Origin of the sequence: Pseudomonas sp. Tri1, assembly GCF_017968885.1 — a bacterium.
GTDB lineage: Bacteria > Pseudomonadota > Gammaproteobacteria > Pseudomonadales > Pseudomonadaceae > Aquipseudomonas.
In genome coordinates, this window is record NZ_CP072913.1 from 4,089,780 (window position 1) to 4,107,723 (window position 17,944).

General features: G+C 60.3%; 15 protein-coding genes and 1 pseudogene. 13 read left to right on the forward strand and 3 right to left on the reverse strand.

The window, feature by feature from the left end; genetic code table 11:
* Window positions 1-81 precede the first annotated feature (81 nt).
* On the reverse strand, window positions 82-702 hold the full coding sequence (locus tag J9870_RS17365; protein WP_210639218.1) for a TetR/AcrR family transcriptional regulator: 621 nt from the start codon (window positions 700-702) through the stop codon (window positions 82-84).
* 340 nt (window positions 703-1,042) lie between these two features.
* On the opposite strand from J9870_RS17365, the gene J9870_RS17370 reads away from it, so the two are divergent.
* Window positions 1,043-2,092: an RHS repeat-associated core domain-containing protein gene (locus J9870_RS17370; RefSeq protein ID WP_210639219.1), complete on the forward strand. Its 1,050-nt coding sequence runs from the start codon at window positions 1,043-1,045 to the stop codon at window positions 2,090-2,092.
* A gap of 197 nt (window positions 2,093-2,289) precedes the next feature.
* Here J9870_RS17370 and J9870_RS17375 read toward each other — a convergent pair whose 3' ends face one another.
* Complete coding sequence (locus J9870_RS17375; protein ID WP_210639220.1) at window positions 2,290-2,658, reverse strand: DUF6124 family protein; 369 nt, start codon at window positions 2,656-2,658, stop codon at window positions 2,290-2,292.
* A gap of 895 nt (window positions 2,659-3,553) precedes the next feature.
* On the opposite strand from J9870_RS17375, the gene J9870_RS17380 reads away from it, so the two are divergent.
* The 7 genes and pseudogenes from J9870_RS17380 (at window position 3,554) to J9870_RS17410 (ending at window position 10,593) form a co-directional block, all read left to right on the forward strand.
* A complete protein-coding gene (locus J9870_RS17380) occupies window positions 3,554-4,783 on the forward strand; it encodes an OprD family porin (RefSeq protein WP_246883153.1) in 1,230 nt (409 codons plus the stop codon).
* A 172-nt stretch (window positions 4,784-4,955) separates the two neighbouring features.
* Window positions 4,956-5,776 (forward strand): annotated as a pseudogene (locus J9870_RS17385) (NAD(P)-dependent oxidoreductase).
* Window positions 5,777-5,819: 43 nt separating this feature from the next.
* Window positions 5,820-6,725, forward strand: a complete 906-nt coding sequence (locus tag J9870_RS17390) for an SMP-30/gluconolactonase/LRE family protein (RefSeq protein WP_210639222.1) — start codon at window positions 5,820-5,822, stop codon at window positions 6,723-6,725.
* 59 nt (window positions 6,726-6,784) lie between these two features.
* Window positions 6,785-7,753, forward strand: a complete 969-nt coding sequence (locus tag J9870_RS17395) for a TRAP transporter substrate-binding protein (RefSeq protein ID WP_210639223.1) — start codon at window positions 6,785-6,787, stop codon at window positions 7,751-7,753.
* A gap of 76 nt (window positions 7,754-7,829) precedes the next feature.
* Complete coding sequence (locus tag J9870_RS17400; protein WP_210639224.1) at window positions 7,830-8,357, forward strand: TRAP transporter small permease; 528 nt, start codon at window positions 7,830-7,832, stop codon at window positions 8,355-8,357.
* Window positions 8,357-9,637, forward strand: coding sequence for a TRAP transporter large permease (locus J9870_RS17405; RefSeq protein WP_210639225.1), 1,281 nt, complete (start codon window positions 8,357-8,359; stop codon window positions 9,635-9,637). Before J9870_RS17400 ends, J9870_RS17405 begins: the two co-directional genes overlap by 1 nt.
* An 86-nt stretch (window positions 9,638-9,723) precedes the next feature.
* On the forward strand, window positions 9,724-10,593 hold the full coding sequence (locus J9870_RS17410) for an aldose 1-epimerase (RefSeq protein ID WP_210639226.1): 870 nt from the start codon (window positions 9,724-9,726) through the stop codon (window positions 10,591-10,593).
* Between the two features lie 353 nt (window positions 10,594-10,946).
* Here the strand turns inward: J9870_RS17410 and bkdR are convergent, their stop codons facing one another.
* Window positions 10,947-11,435, reverse strand: a complete 489-nt coding sequence (bkdR, locus tag J9870_RS17415; protein ID WP_109755132.1) for a Bkd operon transcriptional regulator BkdR — start codon at window positions 11,433-11,435, stop codon at window positions 10,947-10,949.
* Between the two features lie 192 nt (window positions 11,436-11,627).
* Here bkdR and J9870_RS17420 point away from each other — a divergent pair, with 192 nt between their 5' ends.
* The 5 genes from J9870_RS17420 (at window position 11,628) to J9870_RS17440 (ending at window position 17,867) form a co-directional block, all read left to right on the forward strand.
* Window positions 11,628-12,863: a 3-methyl-2-oxobutanoate dehydrogenase (2-methylpropanoyl-transferring) subunit alpha gene (locus J9870_RS17420; RefSeq protein WP_135844976.1), complete on the forward strand. Its 1,236-nt coding sequence runs from the start codon at window positions 11,628-11,630 to the stop codon at window positions 12,861-12,863.
* Between the two features lies 1 nt (window position 12,864).
* Window positions 12,865-13,923: an alpha-ketoacid dehydrogenase subunit beta gene (locus J9870_RS17425; RefSeq protein ID WP_135844975.1), complete on the forward strand. Its 1,059-nt coding sequence runs from the start codon at window positions 12,865-12,867 to the stop codon at window positions 13,921-13,923.
* Window positions 13,924-15,201, forward strand: a complete 1,278-nt coding sequence (locus J9870_RS17430; RefSeq protein ID WP_210639227.1) for a dihydrolipoamide acetyltransferase family protein — start codon at window positions 13,924-13,926, stop codon at window positions 15,199-15,201. It abuts the gene before it with no gap.
* Between the two features lie 3 nt (window positions 15,202-15,204).
* Window positions 15,205-16,590, forward strand: coding sequence for a dihydrolipoyl dehydrogenase (lpdA, locus tag J9870_RS17435; protein WP_210639228.1), 1,386 nt, complete (start codon window positions 15,205-15,207; stop codon window positions 16,588-16,590).
* A 257-nt stretch (window positions 16,591-16,847) separates the two neighbouring features.
* Complete coding sequence (locus J9870_RS17440) at window positions 16,848-17,867, forward strand: branched-chain amino acid aminotransferase (protein ID WP_210639229.1); 1,020 nt, start codon at window positions 16,848-16,850, stop codon at window positions 17,865-17,867.
* Window positions 17,868-17,944 lie beyond the last annotated feature (77 nt).

Sequence of the window (17,944 nt, forward strand, 5' to 3'; positions counted from 1 at the left end):
TTCACAGAGGTTGTGTACACCAGGGATCCAGTGTGGGAGCGAGCTTGCTCGCGATGAGGCCATCAGCTTCACCACAAAACCTCAAGGCTCCAACCCAATCCCTCGCAAAATCACACTGGTCACGGTCTGCACAGCCTTTTCGAATTGCATGTCCGAAAGCGGCTGATGGTCGTTGAGGATGTTGATCTGATGGTCGAAGTCGGCGTAGTGCTGGGTCGAGGCCCAGATCATGTAGAGCAGGCTTGAAGGCTCCACCGGCAGGATGCGTTTGTCCTCCACCCACTGGCGGATTTTTGCTTCCTTCATCTTGGCCCAGTCGTAAAGGCTGGCGTCCAGGGCCTGGCCTAGCGTCGGGGCGCCGTGGATGATTTCGTTGGCCCAGACTTTCGAGCCATAGGGGCGGCTGCGGGAGCGGTTCATCTTGGCGCGGATGTAGCTGCTGAGCACCACCCGTGGGTCGTCGAACATCTCGAAGCACAAGGCGTCCTGCTTCCAGACCTCCAGCAGATCGAACAGCACCGCGCTGTACAGTTCGCTCTTGGTGCTGAAGTAGTAATGCAGGTTGGAGCGCGGCAATTGCACTTCGGCGGCGATGTCGGCCATGGCGGTGCTGCCGAAGCCTTTCTCGGCGAAGACCTTCTCGGCGGCCAACAGGATTTTCTCGACGTTACTGCGACGAATCTCGATCTTGTGATTGCCCATGAGGGCTCCCTGGCAACAGCGTTGGTCAAGACTAGCATCCGCCCACGCTTGAAAACACTGGTGGTCCCTGTAGGAGCTGGCGAAGCCTGCGATCTTTTGATCTTGATCTTTCACTTCCGACTCAATTGGCAGTGGGAAGATGGCAGCCTCGTTGCGCTCGACAGCTCCTACAGAGCTCAGCGGGGGCAAGCTCCCTCGCTACGGTGTTAATGGGACGACGTTATCCAGCGCGCGGTTTGTCTGCATTGCGCACAGTTCTCAAACTAGCAGTTCTACTAGTAGACATCCCTCGAAAAACATCCGAGCCTGACATGGTGAGTTCTCTGGGAAGAGTCAAATCATGTCGCAGATGAAAATACTGTGCCTCTATCAATATGACCCACTGGATCGCCTCGTAGGTTTGAAGCCTTTGGAGAGCCCAGGCACACAACGTTTCTATCAAGAAGACGAATTGGTTAATGAGATAGAGGGCCAGTCGCAACTGACGATTATGCGTCATGGGCCCCAGCCGCTGGCGCAACGATCAGGCACCGCCGACGTTACCGAGACGACACTGTTGGCAACGGATCAACAACATTCGCTGCTGAAAACAGTGACGGACACTAACCTGCAGCAAATGGCCTATACCGCCTATGGCTATCGCTCAGGCGAAAGCGGCTTGAGTTGTTTGCTCGGTTTCCACGGCGCGCCCCCCGACTCGATAACCGGGCACTATTTACTGGGACAGGGCAACCGGGCTTTTAACCCGGCGTTGATGCGTTTCAACAGCCCGGATGAGCTGAGTCCTTTTGGGGATGGGGGGATTAATGCGTATGCGTATTGCGGAGGGGACCCGGTTAATCGGTATGATCCGAGTGGGAATGCTCCATTTTTCCGGCCGTGGGTTCGCTACTTCCGGCCATGGGAGACCAAACCAAACGCATCAGGCACGTTGAGTTCTTCCTCCAAAACTACTTCTCCTCGTGTATCTCCTCCTGCTTCCCAGATCACCAAGGCCGAGGTCAGCTCAGCCCTTGCCACTCCAGCAGCAGCTGTTCCTGAACAAAGTGACAAGACATTTATATTACCTTGGGAGCAATCAGCCTATGGCCTCAAGAGGCCAGGTAGTAGCTTGACAAGACAAGGCCGTTGGAAGAGAGCCCGTGCTGAATCTGCACGGGAATTCGACAAGTTCGTGAAAAAGAACGGATGGGTTCCGATCTCGGGAGATCCCCAATGGCCGAAAAAATACCTGCAAGCTGAAGCCGATTTAACCGAGCTGCTGAAAAATAAAACATCGACGGCGGTGAAGAGAAATGCACGCGCACGAGTACAAGAGACTCGCCATGAACTCAAATGGAGGCTTCTCAAAGCAATGAAAGCAGCCCAGGCAATTCGCACCGATCAGTAACTGACGAGCGGCCCGGTACGCATGCTATAGCTTCGGTCAACACATAATATGCGCAACTCGAGCTGGCACCGCCGAGCATCCTGCGACGTTGGCTGCCCACCATCATCCCGAGCAAGCTCGCTCCTCATTTGTTAGGCCAGCGTACGCAGGTGCTCTTGTGGTGAGAGAGCTTGCTCCCTCGCCACAGGGGGGATGCGCTATGTCGACTGGCGTGGTTCGACGTTGTCCAGCGCGCGGTTTGCCAGCAATCCGCTCAGTTCGATCAGTTGCTGGATGCCTAGGGCAATGTGGCGCCTGGGGCCTTCCAGGTCGAAGGCCAGGTCGCTGACCATGGCATTGGCCGAGGCCAGGTTTTCGCTGAGGTTGGCGAGCAGGGTTTCGGTGTCGATGTCCTTGATCACGGTGAAGAGTTGGCCAGCCACCGCATCGGCTTCGGGTTTGTCCGGTTTGGGGTTCAGGTAATAGTCGAGGGCACGTTCGGCGGCTTCGTCGAGTTTTTGGGTCTTGGTTTTTTTGCGCGGTGGAGTCGGATCTGTGTCTGGTGGGTTGGGGGTTACTTTGAACATAGATGGAACCTCATGTGGAATTGGAGGAGCCATCACCCCCGCTACCAAACGAAGGGCGGTGGCCATACGAAGGTTGGTAGACCGGTCCACATGAACACCGGCGCGCCCGAAGACGCCCTACGCATGGCCACCATCAAATACAAATGTTGAAGAAAGCACCTGAAGAAGATGAAGCTGTGCGTCATATGGAAGAGCCGGGCTACCAAACCCGATCGCTGATTCCTCAGCGACCCGGAAACGATAGAACCCGGCCCCCAGGCGCACAAGCCGGCGGATTCTGGCGCAGTTGTAGGCAACGGCGCAAGACAACGTAGCCTGATCCAGAACGATCCTACGTCTGGATAAACACCACCCTGTTTGGACTGGCAACACGGGTTAACAAACACCTACCGATCGTTCCCACGCTCCTGCGTGGGAATGCCGCCAGGGACGCTCCGCGTTCCGCTTCTGGAAGGTGACGCAGAGCGTCACGGGATGCATCCCCACGCAGAGCGTGGGAACGATCTACATAGGCGCACCCTCGCCACAAGGGGCTTCATCATCCGTCAGATCGTGTGCATGCGACTAATGTCTTAGACCAGTCATCGCACAACCCGGCGCACTCATCGCTATTCTCAGGCCACAGGTTCGCCCGGCGCCACTACCTTCGTTCTTGACTTCGGTGAGTGACAACCATCGGTATGCCTCATTTTGAAGCACCCACGAGTTGGATAATTCCGATAATGGCCAGTTGACAACGAGCAGATGCTTCCAAATAATCCCCATCATGTTGTACGACGACGTATAACAAATAAAAACAACAAAAAAGTAAGGGAGCGTCATAGTGAGCACACGTGTCCGTTTTTCGCCCGAAAACCGTCCAAACCGCCGTACCCTCCTCAATTCCAGCCCTGCACTGGCCCTACTGGGTTGCAGCAGCCTGGCGCTGTTTCTGCCAATGACCGCCAGCGCCGAAGGCTTCGTCGATGACGCCAAGGCCACGCTGACCCTGCGCAACGCCTATTTCAACCGTAACTTCACCAACTCGAACAATGCCCAGGGCAAAGCCGAGGAGTGGACCCAGAACTTCATCCTCGATGCCAAGTCCGGTTTCACCCAAGGCGTGGTCGGTTTCGGCGTGGACGTGCTGGGCACGTACTCGCTCAAGCTCGACGGCGGTCGTGGTACCACCGGTACGCAACTGCTGCCGGTGCACGACGACGGTCGCCCGGCCGACGATTTCGGTCGCCTGGGCGTGGCCCTCAAGGCCAAGGTGTCGAAAACCGAGCTGAAGGTCGGTGAGTGGATGCCGGTGCTACCGATCCTGCGCTCCGACGACGGTCGTTCCCTGCCACAAACCTTCCGTGGCGGCCAGGTCACCTCCACCGAGATCAGCGGCCTGACCCTGTACGGTGGTCAGTTCCGCGCCAACAGCCCGCGCAACGACGCGAGCATGGAAGACATGTCGATGAACGGCCGCGGCGCGTTCACCTCCGACCGTTTCAACTTCGGCGGCGGCGAATACGCCTTCAACGAAAAGCGCACCCAGGTCGGCGTCTGGTATTCGGAACTGTCCGACATCTACCAGCAACAATACTTCAACCTGACCCACAGCCAGCCCATCGGCGACTGGACCCTGGGCGCCAACCTTGGCTACTTCATCGGCAAGGAAGACGGCAGCGCCCTGGCCGGCGACCTGGACAACAAAACCGCGTTCGCCCTGCTCTCGGCCAAATACGGTGGCAACACCTTCTACGTCGGCCTGCAGAAAGTCAGCGGCGATGATGCCTGGATGCGCGTCAACGGCACCAGCGGCGGCACCCTGGCCAACGACAGCTACAACTCCAGCTACGACAACGCGAAGGAAAAATCCTGGCAAGTGCGCCATGACTTCAACTTCGCCGCCGTCGGCGTGCCGGGCTTGACCCTGATGAACCGCTATATCAGCGGCGACAATGTGCACACCGCCACTGTCGATGACGGCAAGGAATGGGGCCGTGAAACCGAACTGGCCTACACCGTGCAAAGCGGCGCACTGAAAAGCCTTAACGTGAAATGGCGTAACGCATCGATTCGTCGCGACTACAGCACCAACGAATTCGACGAGAACCGCATTTTCATCAGCTACCCGATTTCGCTTCTGTAATACCAGGATCCATTGCCATGAGCGCATCCCATGGCACCTGCGGCAGGGACGCCGATCCAGAGCGGTTCGTCGATCAAACGTTGACAAGGTAGCGGAAGGATAAGGATATTTCCCTAGGTCGTACGACAACTTATAACAACTGATACCTCTCACTGTTTGCTCAGGTAATTTCATGACCACGACACATATTCGCCACCCCCTCAATCGCCTGCTGCTCACCGGTGCCGCCGGTGGCCTGGGCAAAGTCTTGCGCGAGCGTCTCAAGCCTTTCGCCCGCCACATTCGCCTGTCGGACATCGCCAACATGGCCCCGGCCATCGATGAAAGCGAAGAAGTGGTGCCGTGCGATCTGTCGGACAAGCAGGCCGTGCATCAACTGGTAGAAGGCGTCGATGCCATCCTGCATTTCGGCGGTGTCTCGGTTGAACGCCCGTTCGAAGAAATCCTCGGCGCCAACATCAGCGGCGTGTTCCACATTTATGAAGCCGCCCGCAAGCACGGCGTCAAACGCGTCATCTTCGCCAGCTCCAACCATGTCATCGGTTTCTACAAGCAGGACCAGGGCCTGGACGCCCTCTCCCCCGCCGCCCGGACGGCTACTACGGCCTGTCCAAGTCCTACGGCGAAGATGTGGCCAGTTTCTACTTCGATCGCTATGGCATCGAGACCGTGAGCATCCGCATCGGCTCGTCCTTCGCCGAACCGCAGAACCGCCGGATGATGAGCACCTGGCTGAGCTTCGACGACCTCACCCAGTTGATCGAATGCTCGCTCTACACCCCGAACGTTGGTCATACCGTGGTCTACGGTGTGTCCGCCAACCGCGACGTCTGGTGGGACAACAGCCACGCCGCGCACCTGGGCTACCAGCCCAAGGACAGCTCGGAAATTTTCCGCGCCAAGGTCGAAGCGCAGCCGATGCCGGCCGCCGATGACCCGGCCAGGATCTATCAGGGTGGCGCCTTTGTAGCGGCCGGCCCGTTCGACGACTGACTTGCCTGTTTTTCATGGGATGCGCACGCACAAAGGAATCACCATGCAAGCCGAATTGATTGTCGATGCACGCAACGCCGTCGGGGAAAGCCCGGTGTGGGTTCCCGAGGAAAACGCCCTGTACTGGGTGGACATTCCCAGCGGTGGCCTGCAACGCTGGAACGCCAGCAGCGGAAAAATCCAGGGCTGGGAAGCGCCGGAAATGCTCGCCTGCCTGGCCCGTCATCAGGACGGTGGCTGGGTCGCCGGCATGGAAAGCGGCTTCTTCCGTTTGCACCCCAATGAAGACGGCAGCCTGGACAGCGAACTGTGCGCGAGCGTCGAGCACAGCCGCACCGACATGCGCCTCAACGATGGCCGTTGCGACCGCCAGGGCCGTTTCTGGGCCGGCAGCATGGTGTTGAACATGGGCGCCAACATCGACGAAGGCCGGATGTACCGTTATGAGGCCGGGCAACGCAGCCCGGTCGAGGCACAACTGAGCGGTTTCATCGTGCCCAATGGCCTGGGCTTCAGCCCGGACGGACGGACGATGTACCTCTCCGATTCACACCCGCTGGTGCAACAGATCTGGGCCTTCGACTACGACATCGACAGCGGCACGCCATCCAACCGGCGGCTGTTCGTCGACATGCTGCCCTTGGCCGGGCGCCCGGACGGTGCGGCAGTGGACGCCGAAGGTTGCTATTGGATCTGCGCCAACGACGCCGGCCTCATCCATCGTTTTACCCCGGATGGCCGACTGGATCGTTCGCTGGCGGTGCCGGTGAAGAAGCCGACCATGTGCGCCTTTGGCGGCAGTCGCCTGGACACCCTCTTCGTGACCTCGATCCGCCCCGGTGACGACACCGACCCGCAGTCTTTGGCCGGTGGCGTGTTCGCCCTCAACCCCGGCGTCAAGGGCCTGGCTGAACCTGCGTTTGGAGGACTGAAACACTCCGCGAACTGATCTGCACTGCCGCTTCACTGGATGAGCACATAAAAAAAACAACAAACTGGAGATTGACCATGAATTTCAAACGCACGCTTTTGATCGCAGCCCTACCCCTGGCCTTCCTGGCCCAGGCGGCCCATGCCCTCGATATCAAGATCGCCGACATCCACCCCAAGGGCTACCCGACCGTGGTCGCCGAGGAATCCATGGGTAAAACCCTGGAAGCGGAAAGTAAGGGTGAACTGAAGTTCAAGTACTTCCCGGGTGGCGTATTGGGTTCTGAAAAAGAAGTCATCGAGCAGATGCAAGCCGGCGCAATCCAGATGTCTCGCGTCAGCCTGGGGATCGTTGGCCCTGTGGTGCCGGATGTGAACGTCTTCAACATGCCGTTCATCTTCCGCGACCAGGCCCACATGCGCGCGGTCATCGATGGTGAAGTCGGCGATGCGATCCTCGACCGAATCACCAACTCCGAATTCGGCCTGGTGGCCCTGGCCTGGATGGACGGCGGCACGCGCAACATCTACACCAAGAAACCGGTGCGCAAGCTCGAAGACCTCAAGGGTATGAAAATCCGCGTGCAAGGCAACCCGATGTTCATCGAGATGATGAACGCCATGGGCGCCAACGGCATCGCGATGGACACCGGCGAAATCTTCAGCGCCTTGCAGACCGGCGTGATCGACGGCGCCGAAAACAACCCGCCGACCCTGCTCGAACACAACCACTACCAAAACGCCAAGTACTACAGCCTCACCGGTCATCTGATCCTGCCTGAGCCGATCGTGATGTCAAAAATCACCTGGAACAAGCTCACGCCGGAACAGCAGGACATGGTGAAAAAAGCCGCCAAGGCTGCCCAGGCTGAAGAACGCGATCTGTGGGACAAGAAATCCACCGCCAGTGAAGAAAAACTCAAGGCCGCCGGCGTCGAGTTCATCACCGTCGACAAGAAACCTTTTTATGACGCTACCGCCCCGGTCCGGGCCAAATACGGCGCACCGTATGCCGACCTGATCAAGCGTATCGAAGCCGTTAAGTAAGGTCTCTCAAACTGTACTCATGAAAAGGCTGGGCGCGCCTGCAGTTAAAAGGCGCGCCCGGTTACGGTGGAACCCGATGAAGAATTTGCTGCTGCGTATCAACGACACGATTTACATGACTTGCATCTGGGTGGCCGGCCTTTCTGTCCTCGCCGTTGCGCTGATGATTCCGTGGGGGGTGTTCGCCCGCTACGTACTGGGTACTGGCTCAAGCTGGCCGGAGCCCACCGCCATCTTGCTGATGATCGTATTTACCTTCATCGGCGCCGCTGCCAGCTACCGCTCCGGCTCGCACATGGCCGTGGACATGGTCACCAGCCGCCTGCCACCGCACTGGCAAACCTTGGCTTCGGTTTTCACCCAGCTCTTGATGGCGGCGGTGTGCATTTTCATGACCATCTGGGGCACCAAGCTGTGCATGACCACCTGGAATCAATTCATGAGTGCCATACCCACCCTGCGCGTCGGCATCACCTACATGCCGATCCCGGTCGGTGGTTTCCTGACCCTGATTTTTGTCCTGGAAAAACTCTTGCTGGGTGATCAAAGCCAGCGTCGGGTCGTGCAGTTCGACCTGGTCGAAGAAAACGAAGGTGCCGCTTAATGGACGCGCTGATTCTGCTGGGCAGTTTTTTGTTGTTGATCCTGATCGGCATGCCGGTCGCCTATGCGCTGGGCGCTGCCGCCCTGATCGGGGCGTGGTGGATCGATATTCCGTTCCAGGCCATGATGATCCAGGTAACGGGCGGGGTGAACAAATTCTCGTTGCTGGCCATTCCGTTCTTCGTGCTGGCCGGTGCGATCATGGCCGAAGGCGGCATGTCCCGCCGATTGGTGGCATTCGCCAGTGTGTTGGTAGGCTTCGTGCGCGGTGGCCTTTCCTTGGTCAACCTCGTGGCCTCGAGTTTTTTTGGCGCGATCTCCGGTTCCTCGGTGGCCGATACCGCCTCGGTCGGTTCGGTACTGATCCCCGAAATGGAACGCCGGGGCTATCCGCGTGATTTCGCCACCGCCGTCACCGTCAGTGGTTCGGTACAAGCGCTGCTGACACCGCCCAGCCACAACGCGGTGCTGTACTCCCTCGCCGCTGGCGGCACCGTCTCCATCGGTTCGCTGTTCATGGCCGGCATCGTCCCCGGCATCATGATGAACCTCTGCCTGATGGCGCTGTGCCTGGTCTTCGCGAGAAAGCGCAATTACCCCAAGGGCGAAGTGATTCCCCTCAAGCAAGCGTTGAAGATCTGCCGGGAAGCCATGTGGGGCATGATGACGCTGTTCATCATCCTTGGCGGCATTCTCTCGGGTGTTTTCACCGCCACCGAATCGGCCGCCATTGCCGTGGTGTGGGCGTTCTTCGTGACCATGTGCATCTACCGCGACTACAAGTGGAGCGAGCTGCCGAAACTGATGCACCGTACGGTACGTACCATCTCCATCGTGATGATCCTGATCGGCTTCGCCGCCAGCTTCGGCTACATCATGACGCTGATGGAGATTCCAGCGAAGATCACCACTGCGTTCCTGACGCTGTCGGACAACCGCTACGTGATCCTGATGTGCATCAACGTGATGTTGCTGCTGCTGGGCACCGTGATGGACATGGCGCCATTGATCCTGATCCTGACGCCGATCCTGATGCCGGTGATCGTGGGCATCGGCGTGGACCCGGTGCAGTTCGGCATGATCATGCTGGTGAACCTGGGTATCGGGTTGATCACGCCACCAGTGGGCGCGGTGTTGTTTGTCGGTTCCGCCATCGGCAAGGTCAGCATCGAAAGCACCGTCAAGGCGCTGCTGCCGTTCTACGCCATGTTGTTCGTGGTGCTGATGCTCGTGACCTACATCCCCGCCATTTCGCTGTGGTTGCCGCACCTGGTGTTGTAAATCCTGTAATCGAGCAAGCCCCCTTGTGGCGGGGGAGCTTGCTCCCTCGCCACAAAAGCACCCCCTTCCCAAAAGACGCGACCATCATGACGCAGCCTCTTCTCTACCTCGAAGACGAACTCACCCGCCTCACCCTCGCTCCTCACCTGGGCGCCAGTCTCGTTGAATGGACCTTGCTCAGCACCGGTGCTCCCCTGCTACGCCCTCCCGCGCCGCAAGCGCTGGAAAACCGCCTTCCAGGCAAACTCGGCGGCTTCCCGCTGATTCCCTGGTCGAACCGGATCGCCCACGGCGGTTTCGACTGTCCCGGCGGCTGGCTCGCTTTGGAAGCCAACAGCCCCAACGATCTGTTTCCGATCCACGGTAGCGCCTGGCAACAGCCGTGGCAGGTGATCGAGCAGAGTGCCCAGCAAGTGTTGTTGCAACTCGACAGCCAGCAGCCATTCGCCTACTGCGCCAGCCTGCGGATCGGCTTGAGTGGCGGCCAGTTGCAAATCGCAATGCACGTCACCCACATGGCCGAACAGGCCGCGTGGCACGGGCTGGGTTTGCATCCGTACTTTCCACGCACCGCCGGCACTCGCCTGCAAACCCGCGCCAACGAGGTCTGGATGTGTGATGCCTCGAAACTGCCGACAGAACTTCGGGAGATTCCTGAAAGTTGGGATTTCCAGCAGCCCCGATTGCTGCCGGATACGCTCGTGGACAATGGCTTCGGCGGTTGGGACGGACACTGCCTGATCCAGCAACCGGACCTGGGCTACGAACTGGAATGCCGAGCCAGTGGCAGCGACTATTTCCTGCTGTACTGCCCCGTGGACCTGGACTTCTTTTGCATCGAACCGGTCAGCCATCCGGTCAATGCGCACCACCTGCCAGGGCGGCCGGGGTTGCGCTTGCTGGAGCAAGGGCAGTCGGTGGCGCTGGGGTTTTCGATGCAGTGTCGGTCGCTATGAAAATCGTCGCCGACTGCTCGGAAGGTGCCCCGGCCACCCTGCCACCTGCGAAAACCAAAGCGACTCACCCCTTCAACCGAAATGCGAAGGGTATCGAGCTCCGGTCGTCGAAATATCGACCGGTTACGACGATGTCGTTATTGGAATCCAATGCCAATGCAGGCTGCCCAACTTGGTAACCTTGCGGCAATGGCGTGACCTATCTGAAGATTCCGATCAATCAGCTCTAAAGCTCGAAAGCCCCCCCATATCCAATGTGGGAGCGAGCTTGCTCGCGATAGCGGTGGGTCTGCTTGCGCTGATGGTGAATGTGACGACCTCATCGCGAGCAAGCTCGCTCCCACAGAAATTCTTCAGGTGCCCAAGGTCAACCCATTGGCCGGCAACGGCAACGCCGTCTTGTAGCGCACCTGCTTGAGGGCAAAGCTGGAGCGGATATTCGCCACGCCCGGGACCTTGGTCAGAAAATCCATCATGAAGCGCTCCAACGACTGGATGGTCGGCACCAGCACGCGGATCAGGTAATCCGGATCGCCAGCCATCAGGTAGCACTCCATCACCTCCGGCCGGTCGGAAATCGCCTCTTCGAAGTGCTGCAGCGCCTCCTCCACCTGTTTCTCCAGGCTGACATGGATGAACACGTTGACATGTAGCCCCAGAAGGTCGGCGTCCAGCAGCGTGACCTGCTCGCGGATCACCCCCAGCTCCTCCATGGCCCGAACCCGGTTGAAGCACGGCGTCGGCGAAAGGTTGACCGAACGGGCCAGCTCGGCGTTGGTGATGCGGGCATTTTCCTGAAGGCTGTTCAGAATCCCGATGTCGGTGCGATCCAATTTGCGCATGAGACAAATAATCCTGTTTTTTATCGTTGTGCAGATTTTTTATCTGCAAATGATCTGAACAGCAAGCCAACAGAGAAAAATATTCTTCTGCGTCGAGCCTATGATTGTTGTAGGACAATTTCCCGTACCCGGGGAAATTCGTCAGCTAGCGCGCCCACTACAAGAAATTCACAAGATCGAGCGTAGAAAGCCATGAACCCAGCGTACGAACCGCTACGCCTGCACGTACCCGAACCCTCGGGCCGTCCCGGCTGCCAGACCGACTTCTCCTACCTGCATCTGTCCGATGCCGGCACGGTGCGTAAACCTTCCATCGACGTCGAACCGTCCGACACCGCCGACCTGGCCCGAAGCCTGATCCGCGTGCTCGATGACCAGGGCAATGCCCACGGTCCATGGGCCGAAGACGTGCCGCTCGAGATCCTGCGCAAAGGCATGCGCGCCATGCTCAAGACGCGCATCTACGACAACCGCATGGTGGTCGCCCAGCGTCAGAAAAAAATGTCGTTCTACATGCAGAGCCTCGGCGAGGAAGCCATCGGCAGCGGCCAGGCCCTGGCGCTGAACATCGATGACATGTGCTTCCCCACCTATCGCCAGCAAAGCATCCTGATGGCCCGCGAGGTGCCGTTGGTGGGCATGATCTGCCAACTGCTGTCCAACGAGCGCGATCCGCTCAAAGGCCGGCAGTTGCCGATCATGTATTCGGTCAAGGACGCCGGTTTCTTCACCATCTCCGGCAACCTCGCCACCCAATTCATCCAGGGCGTGGGCTGGGGCATGGCCTCGGCGATCAAGGGCGACACCAAGATCGCCTCGGCCTGGATCGGTGACGGCGCCACCGCCGAATCGGACTTCCACACCGCCCTCACCTTCGCCCATGTCTACCGGGCGCCGGTGATCCTCAACGTAGTCAACAACCAGTGGGCGATCTCCACCTTCCAGGCCATCGCCGGCGGTGAAGCCACCACCTTCGCCGGACGCGGCGTCGGTTGCGGCATTGCCTCGCTGCGTGTCGACGGCAACGATTTCATGGCGGTCTACGCCGCTTCACGCTGGGCCGCCGAACGCGCCCGCCGCAACCTCGGCCCGGCGCTGATCGAATGGGTCACTTATCGCGCTGGCCCGCACTCCACGTCCGACGATCCCTCGAAGTACCGTCCCGCCGACGACTGGAGCCACTTCCCGCTGGGCGACCCGATTGCACGCCTCAAGCAGCACCTGGTGAAAATCGGCCATTGGTCCGAAGAGGAACATGCCGCCGTCACCGCCGAACTCGAAGCCGAGGTGATCGCCGCGCAGAAGGAAGCCGAGCAGTACGGCACCCTCGCTGGCGGGCAGATCCCGAGCGCCGCGACCATGTTCGAAGACGTCTACAAAGAGATGCCGGAGCACTTGAAGCGCCAGCGTCAGGAGTTGGGGATCTGACATGAACGATCACAACAACAATATTGCGCTGGACACCGCCATGACCACTACCACCATGACCATGATCCAGGCCCTGCGCTCGGCCATGGACGTGATGCTCGAACGCGATGATAACGTCGTGGTCTTCGGCCAGGACGTGGGCTACTTCGGCGGCGTGTTCCGCTGCACCGAAGGCCTGCAGAACAAATACGGCACCTCGCGGGTATTCGACGCGCCGATCTCCGAAAGCGGCATCGTCGGCGTGGCCGTGGGCATGGGCGCCTACGGATTGCGCCCAGTGGCAGAAATCCAATTCGCCGACTACGTCTACCCGGCCTCGGACCAGATCATTTCCGAAGCGGCGCGCTTGCGCTATCGCTCGGCCGGCGAGTTCACCGCGCCGATGACCCTGCGCATGCCTTGCGGCGGCGGCATCTATGGCGGCCAGACCCACAGCCAGAGCATCGAGGCAATGTTCACCCAGGTCTGCGGCTTGCGCACTGTGATGCCTTCGAACCCTTACGACGCCAAGGGCCTGCTGATCGCCTCCATCGAAAACGATGATCCGGTGATCTTCCTCGAGCCCAAGCGCCTGTATAACGGCCCGTTCGACGGCCACCACGACCGTCCGGTAACGCCGTGGTCGAAACACCCCTCGGCGCAGGTGCCGGACGGCTACTACACGGTACCGCTGGACGTGGCCGCCATCACCCGCCCCGGTAAAGACGTGACCATTCTCACTTACGGCACCACCGTGTATGTGTCCCTGGCCGCCGCCGAGGAAACCGGCATCGACGCCGAAGTCATCGACCTGCGCAGCCTGTGGCCGCTGGACCTGGAGACCATCGTCAAGTCGGTGAAGAAAACCGGTCGTTGCGTGATCGTCCACGAAGCCACCCGTACCTGCGGCTTTGGCGCCGAGCTGGTTTCGCTGGTGCAGGAACATTGCTTCCACCACCTGGAAGCGCCCATCGAGCGTGTCACCGGGTGGGACACGCCCTACCCGCATGCGCAGGAGTGGGCGTATTTCCCAGGGCCGTCCCGTGTGGGCGCGGCGTTGAAACGGGTCATGGAGGTCTGAATGGGCACGCACGTTATCAAGATGCCGGACATTGGCGAAGGCATCGCCGAAGTTGAGCTGTCGGTGTGGCACGTCAAGGTCGGCGACATGGTGGTCGAGGACCAGGTACTGGCCGATGTCATGACCGACAAAGCCATGGTCGACATTCCTTCGCCAGTGCATGGCCGGGTCATCGCCTTGGGTGGCGAGCCCGGTGAAGTCATGGCGGTGGGCAGCGAACTGATCCGCATTGAAGTCGAAGGTGCGGGTAACTTGAAGGAATCGGCACAACCGGCTCCAGCTGCGGCTCCGCAGGCGGCTACACAGGCGCCAAAGCCGACGCCAGTGGCAACACCTGAACCCGTGGTGGAAAAGACCACCGCGCCTCGCTGCGCCCCGCAAGCACCAGTGGCCCGCGATCCGGAAGAACGACCACTGGCCTCGCCGGCCGTGCGCAAGCATGCGTTGGACCTGGGCATTCAATTGCGCCTGGTCCAGGGCAGCGGTCCCGCCGGGCGTATCCTGCATGAAGACCTCGAGGCTTATCTGGCCCAGGGTCCATCGGCCCAGGCCAAGGGCGGTTCGGGCTACGCCGAACGCCACGACGAGCAGCAGATCCCGGTGATCGGCATGCGCCGCAAGATCGCCCAGCGCATGCAGGAAGCGACCCAGCGCGCCGCCCACTTCAGCTACGTCGAGGAAATCGACGTCACTGCCCTGGAAGAGCTGCGGGTGCACCTGAATGAAAAACACGGCGCCGGTCGCGGCAAGCTGACCTTACTGCCGTTCCTGGTCCGCGCGTTGGTCGTGGCCCTGCGGGACTTCCCGCAAATGAACGCCCGCTACGACGACGAAGCCCAGGTCATCCACCGTTCGGGCGCCGTGCATGTCGGCGTTGCCACCCAAAGCGATGTGGGCCTGATGGTGCCGGTGGTGCGTCACGCCGAAGCCCGCAGCCTGTGGGACAGCGCGGCGGAAATCTCGCGCCTGGCCACAGCGGCGCGTAATGGCAAGGCCAGTCGTGATGAGCTGTCCGGCTCGACCATCACCCTGACCAGCCTCGGTGCGTTGGGCGGCATCGTCAGCACGCCGGTGCTGAACCTGCCGGAAGTGGCGATCGTCGGCGTGAACAAAATCGTCGAACGGCCCGTGGTGATCAAAGGCCAGATCGTGATTCGCAAGATGATGAACCTCTCCAGCTCCTTCGATCATCGGGTGGTCGACGGCATGGACGCGGCGCAATTCATCCAGGCCCTGCGCGGCCTGCTCGAACAACCCGCAACGCTGTTTGTGGAGTAAGGCATGCAACAGACTTTGAACACCACGCTGCTGATCATCGGCGGCGGTCCTGGCGGTTATGTGGCAGCGATCCGCGCCGGCCAGTTGGGCATCCCGACCATCCTGGTGGAAGGCCAGGCGCTGGGCGGGACCTGCCTGAACATCGGCTGCATTCCATCCAAGGCGCTGATTCATGTGGCCGAGCAGTTCCACCAGACCCGGCACCACAGCCAGGGCTCGGCCTTGGGCATCACCGTGTCGGCGCCGAGCCTGGACATCGGCAAGAGCGTGGAATGGAAGGACGGCATCGTCGATCGCCTGACCACCGGCGTCGCGGCGCTGTTGAAAAAGCACAAGGTCCAGGTCATGCACGGCTGGGCCAAGGTGATCGACGGCAAGACCGTCGAGGTCGACGACACCCGCATTCAATGCGAACACCTGCTGCTGGCCACCGGCTCGAAAAGCGTCGACCTGCCGATGTTGCCGATTGGCGGGCCGATCATTTCCTCCACCGAAGCCCTCGCGCCCACCTCGGTGCCCAAGCACCTGGTGGTGGTCGGCGGTGGCTACATCGGCCTGGAACTGGGCATCGCCTACCGCAAGCTCGGCGCCGAGGTCAGCGTGGTCGAGGCCCAGGAACGGATCCTGCCAGCCTACGACGGCGAACTGACCCAGCCGGTGCACGAGGCGCTCAAGCAGTTGGGCGTGAAGCTATACCTCAAACACAGCGTCGAAGGTTTCGATGCCCAGGCCAGCACTCTGCAAGTGCGTGATCCCAATGGCGAGACGCTGAACCTGGACACCGACCGGGTACTGGTGGCCGTTGGTCGCAAACCCAACACCCAGGGCTGGAACCTCGAAGCCCTGGACTTGGCGATGAACGGTTCGGCGGTGAAAATCGATAACCGGTGCCAGACCAGCATGCGCAACGTCTGGGCCATCGGCGACCTGAGCGGCGAACCGATGCTCGCCCACCGGGCCATGGCCCAGGGCGAAATGGTCGCCGAGCTGATCGCGGGCCAGCATCGCGAGTTCAACCCGACCGCCATCGCTGCGGTGTGCTTCACCGACCCGGAACTGGTGGTGGTCGGCAAGACACCGGACGACGCCAAGGCCGCCGGACTGGATTGCATCGTGTCGAGCTTCCCGTTCGCCGCCAATGGCCGGGCCATGACCCTGGAATCGAAAAGCGGTTTCGTACGGGTCGTGGCGCGCCGGGACAATCACTTGATCGTCGGTTGGCAAGCCGTCGGCGTGGGCGTCTCGGAGCTGTCCACCGCGTTCGGCCAGTCCCTGGAAATGGGCGCACGCCTGGAAGACATCGCCGGCACCATCCACGCCCACCCGACGCTGGGTGAGGCGGTGCAGGAAGCGGCGTTGCGGGCGTTGGGGCATGCGTTGCATCTGTGATTCAGGGGCGTTGGTGGTGTGAGTGAGGGCCCCTTCGCGAGCAAGCTCGCTCCCACAGGGAATTGCGTTCGCATGAACGACCGGGATCACCTGTGGGAGCGAGCTTGCTCGCGATTTTCAAGAACACCATCATTTATCTGCCTGCCCCTTATCGTGCGGGCTGCGAAACACCCCCGGAATGAAGTATTGTTGTCCCCATCCAAAAAACGTCAGAAGCCTTGAACCGTTTCGACGGTTGTTAAGAAATAGAGGGTGTCATGGGTAACGAGAGCATCAATTGGGACAAACTGGGCTTTGACTACATCAAGACCGACAAGCGCTACCTGTCGCACTGGCGCGATGGCGCCTGGGACGCCGGCACCCTGACCGACGACAACGTGCTGCACATCAGCGAGGGCTCCACCGCCCTGCACTACGGTCAGCAGTGCTTCGAAGGCCTGAAGGCCTATCGCTGCAAGGACGGTTCGATCAACCTGTTCCGCCCGGACCAGAACGCCGCCCGCATGCAACGTAGCTGCGCACGTCTGCTGATGCCGCATGTCGAGACCGAGCAGTTCATCGAAGCCTGCAAGCAAGTGGTCCGCGCCAACGAGCGCTTCATCCCGCCTTATGGCACCGGCGGCGCGCTGTACCTGCGCCCGTTCGTGATCGGCGTGGGTGACAACATCGGCGTGCGCACCGCACCCGAGTTCATCTTCTCGATCTTCTGCATCCCGGTTGGCGCCTACTTCAAGGGCGGCCTGACCCCGCACAACTTCCTGATCTCCAGCTACGATCGCGCCGCACCACAAGGCACCGGCGCGGCCAAGGTCGGTGGCAACTACGCCGCCAGCCTGATGCCCGGTTCCCTGGCCAAGAAAGCGAGCTTCGCCGACTGCATCTACCTGGACCCGATGACCCATTCGAAAATCGAGGAAGTCGGTTCGGCCAACTTCTTCGGCATCACCCACGACAACAAATTCGTCACACCCAACTCCCCTTCGGTCCTGCCGGGCATCACCCGCCTGTCGCTGATCGAACTGGCCAAATCGCGCCTGGGCCTGGAAGTGATCGAAGGCGACGTGTTCATCGACAAGCTCTCGGACTTCAAGGAAGCCGGCGCCTGCGGTACCGCAGCGGTCATCACCCCGATTGGCGGCATCAGCTACAAAGACAAGCTGCACGTGTTCCACAGCGAAACCGAAGTCGGCCCGATCACCCAGAAGCTCTACAAAGAGCTGACCGGCGTGCAGACCGGCGACGTGGAAGCGCCAGCGGGTTGGATCGTCAAGGTCTGAGCCAGGCCTACCCGTAGCACCGAGGCGCTTCTTTGTAGCGAGGGGATAAATCCCCTCGCTACAAAGGGCTCCGGAAT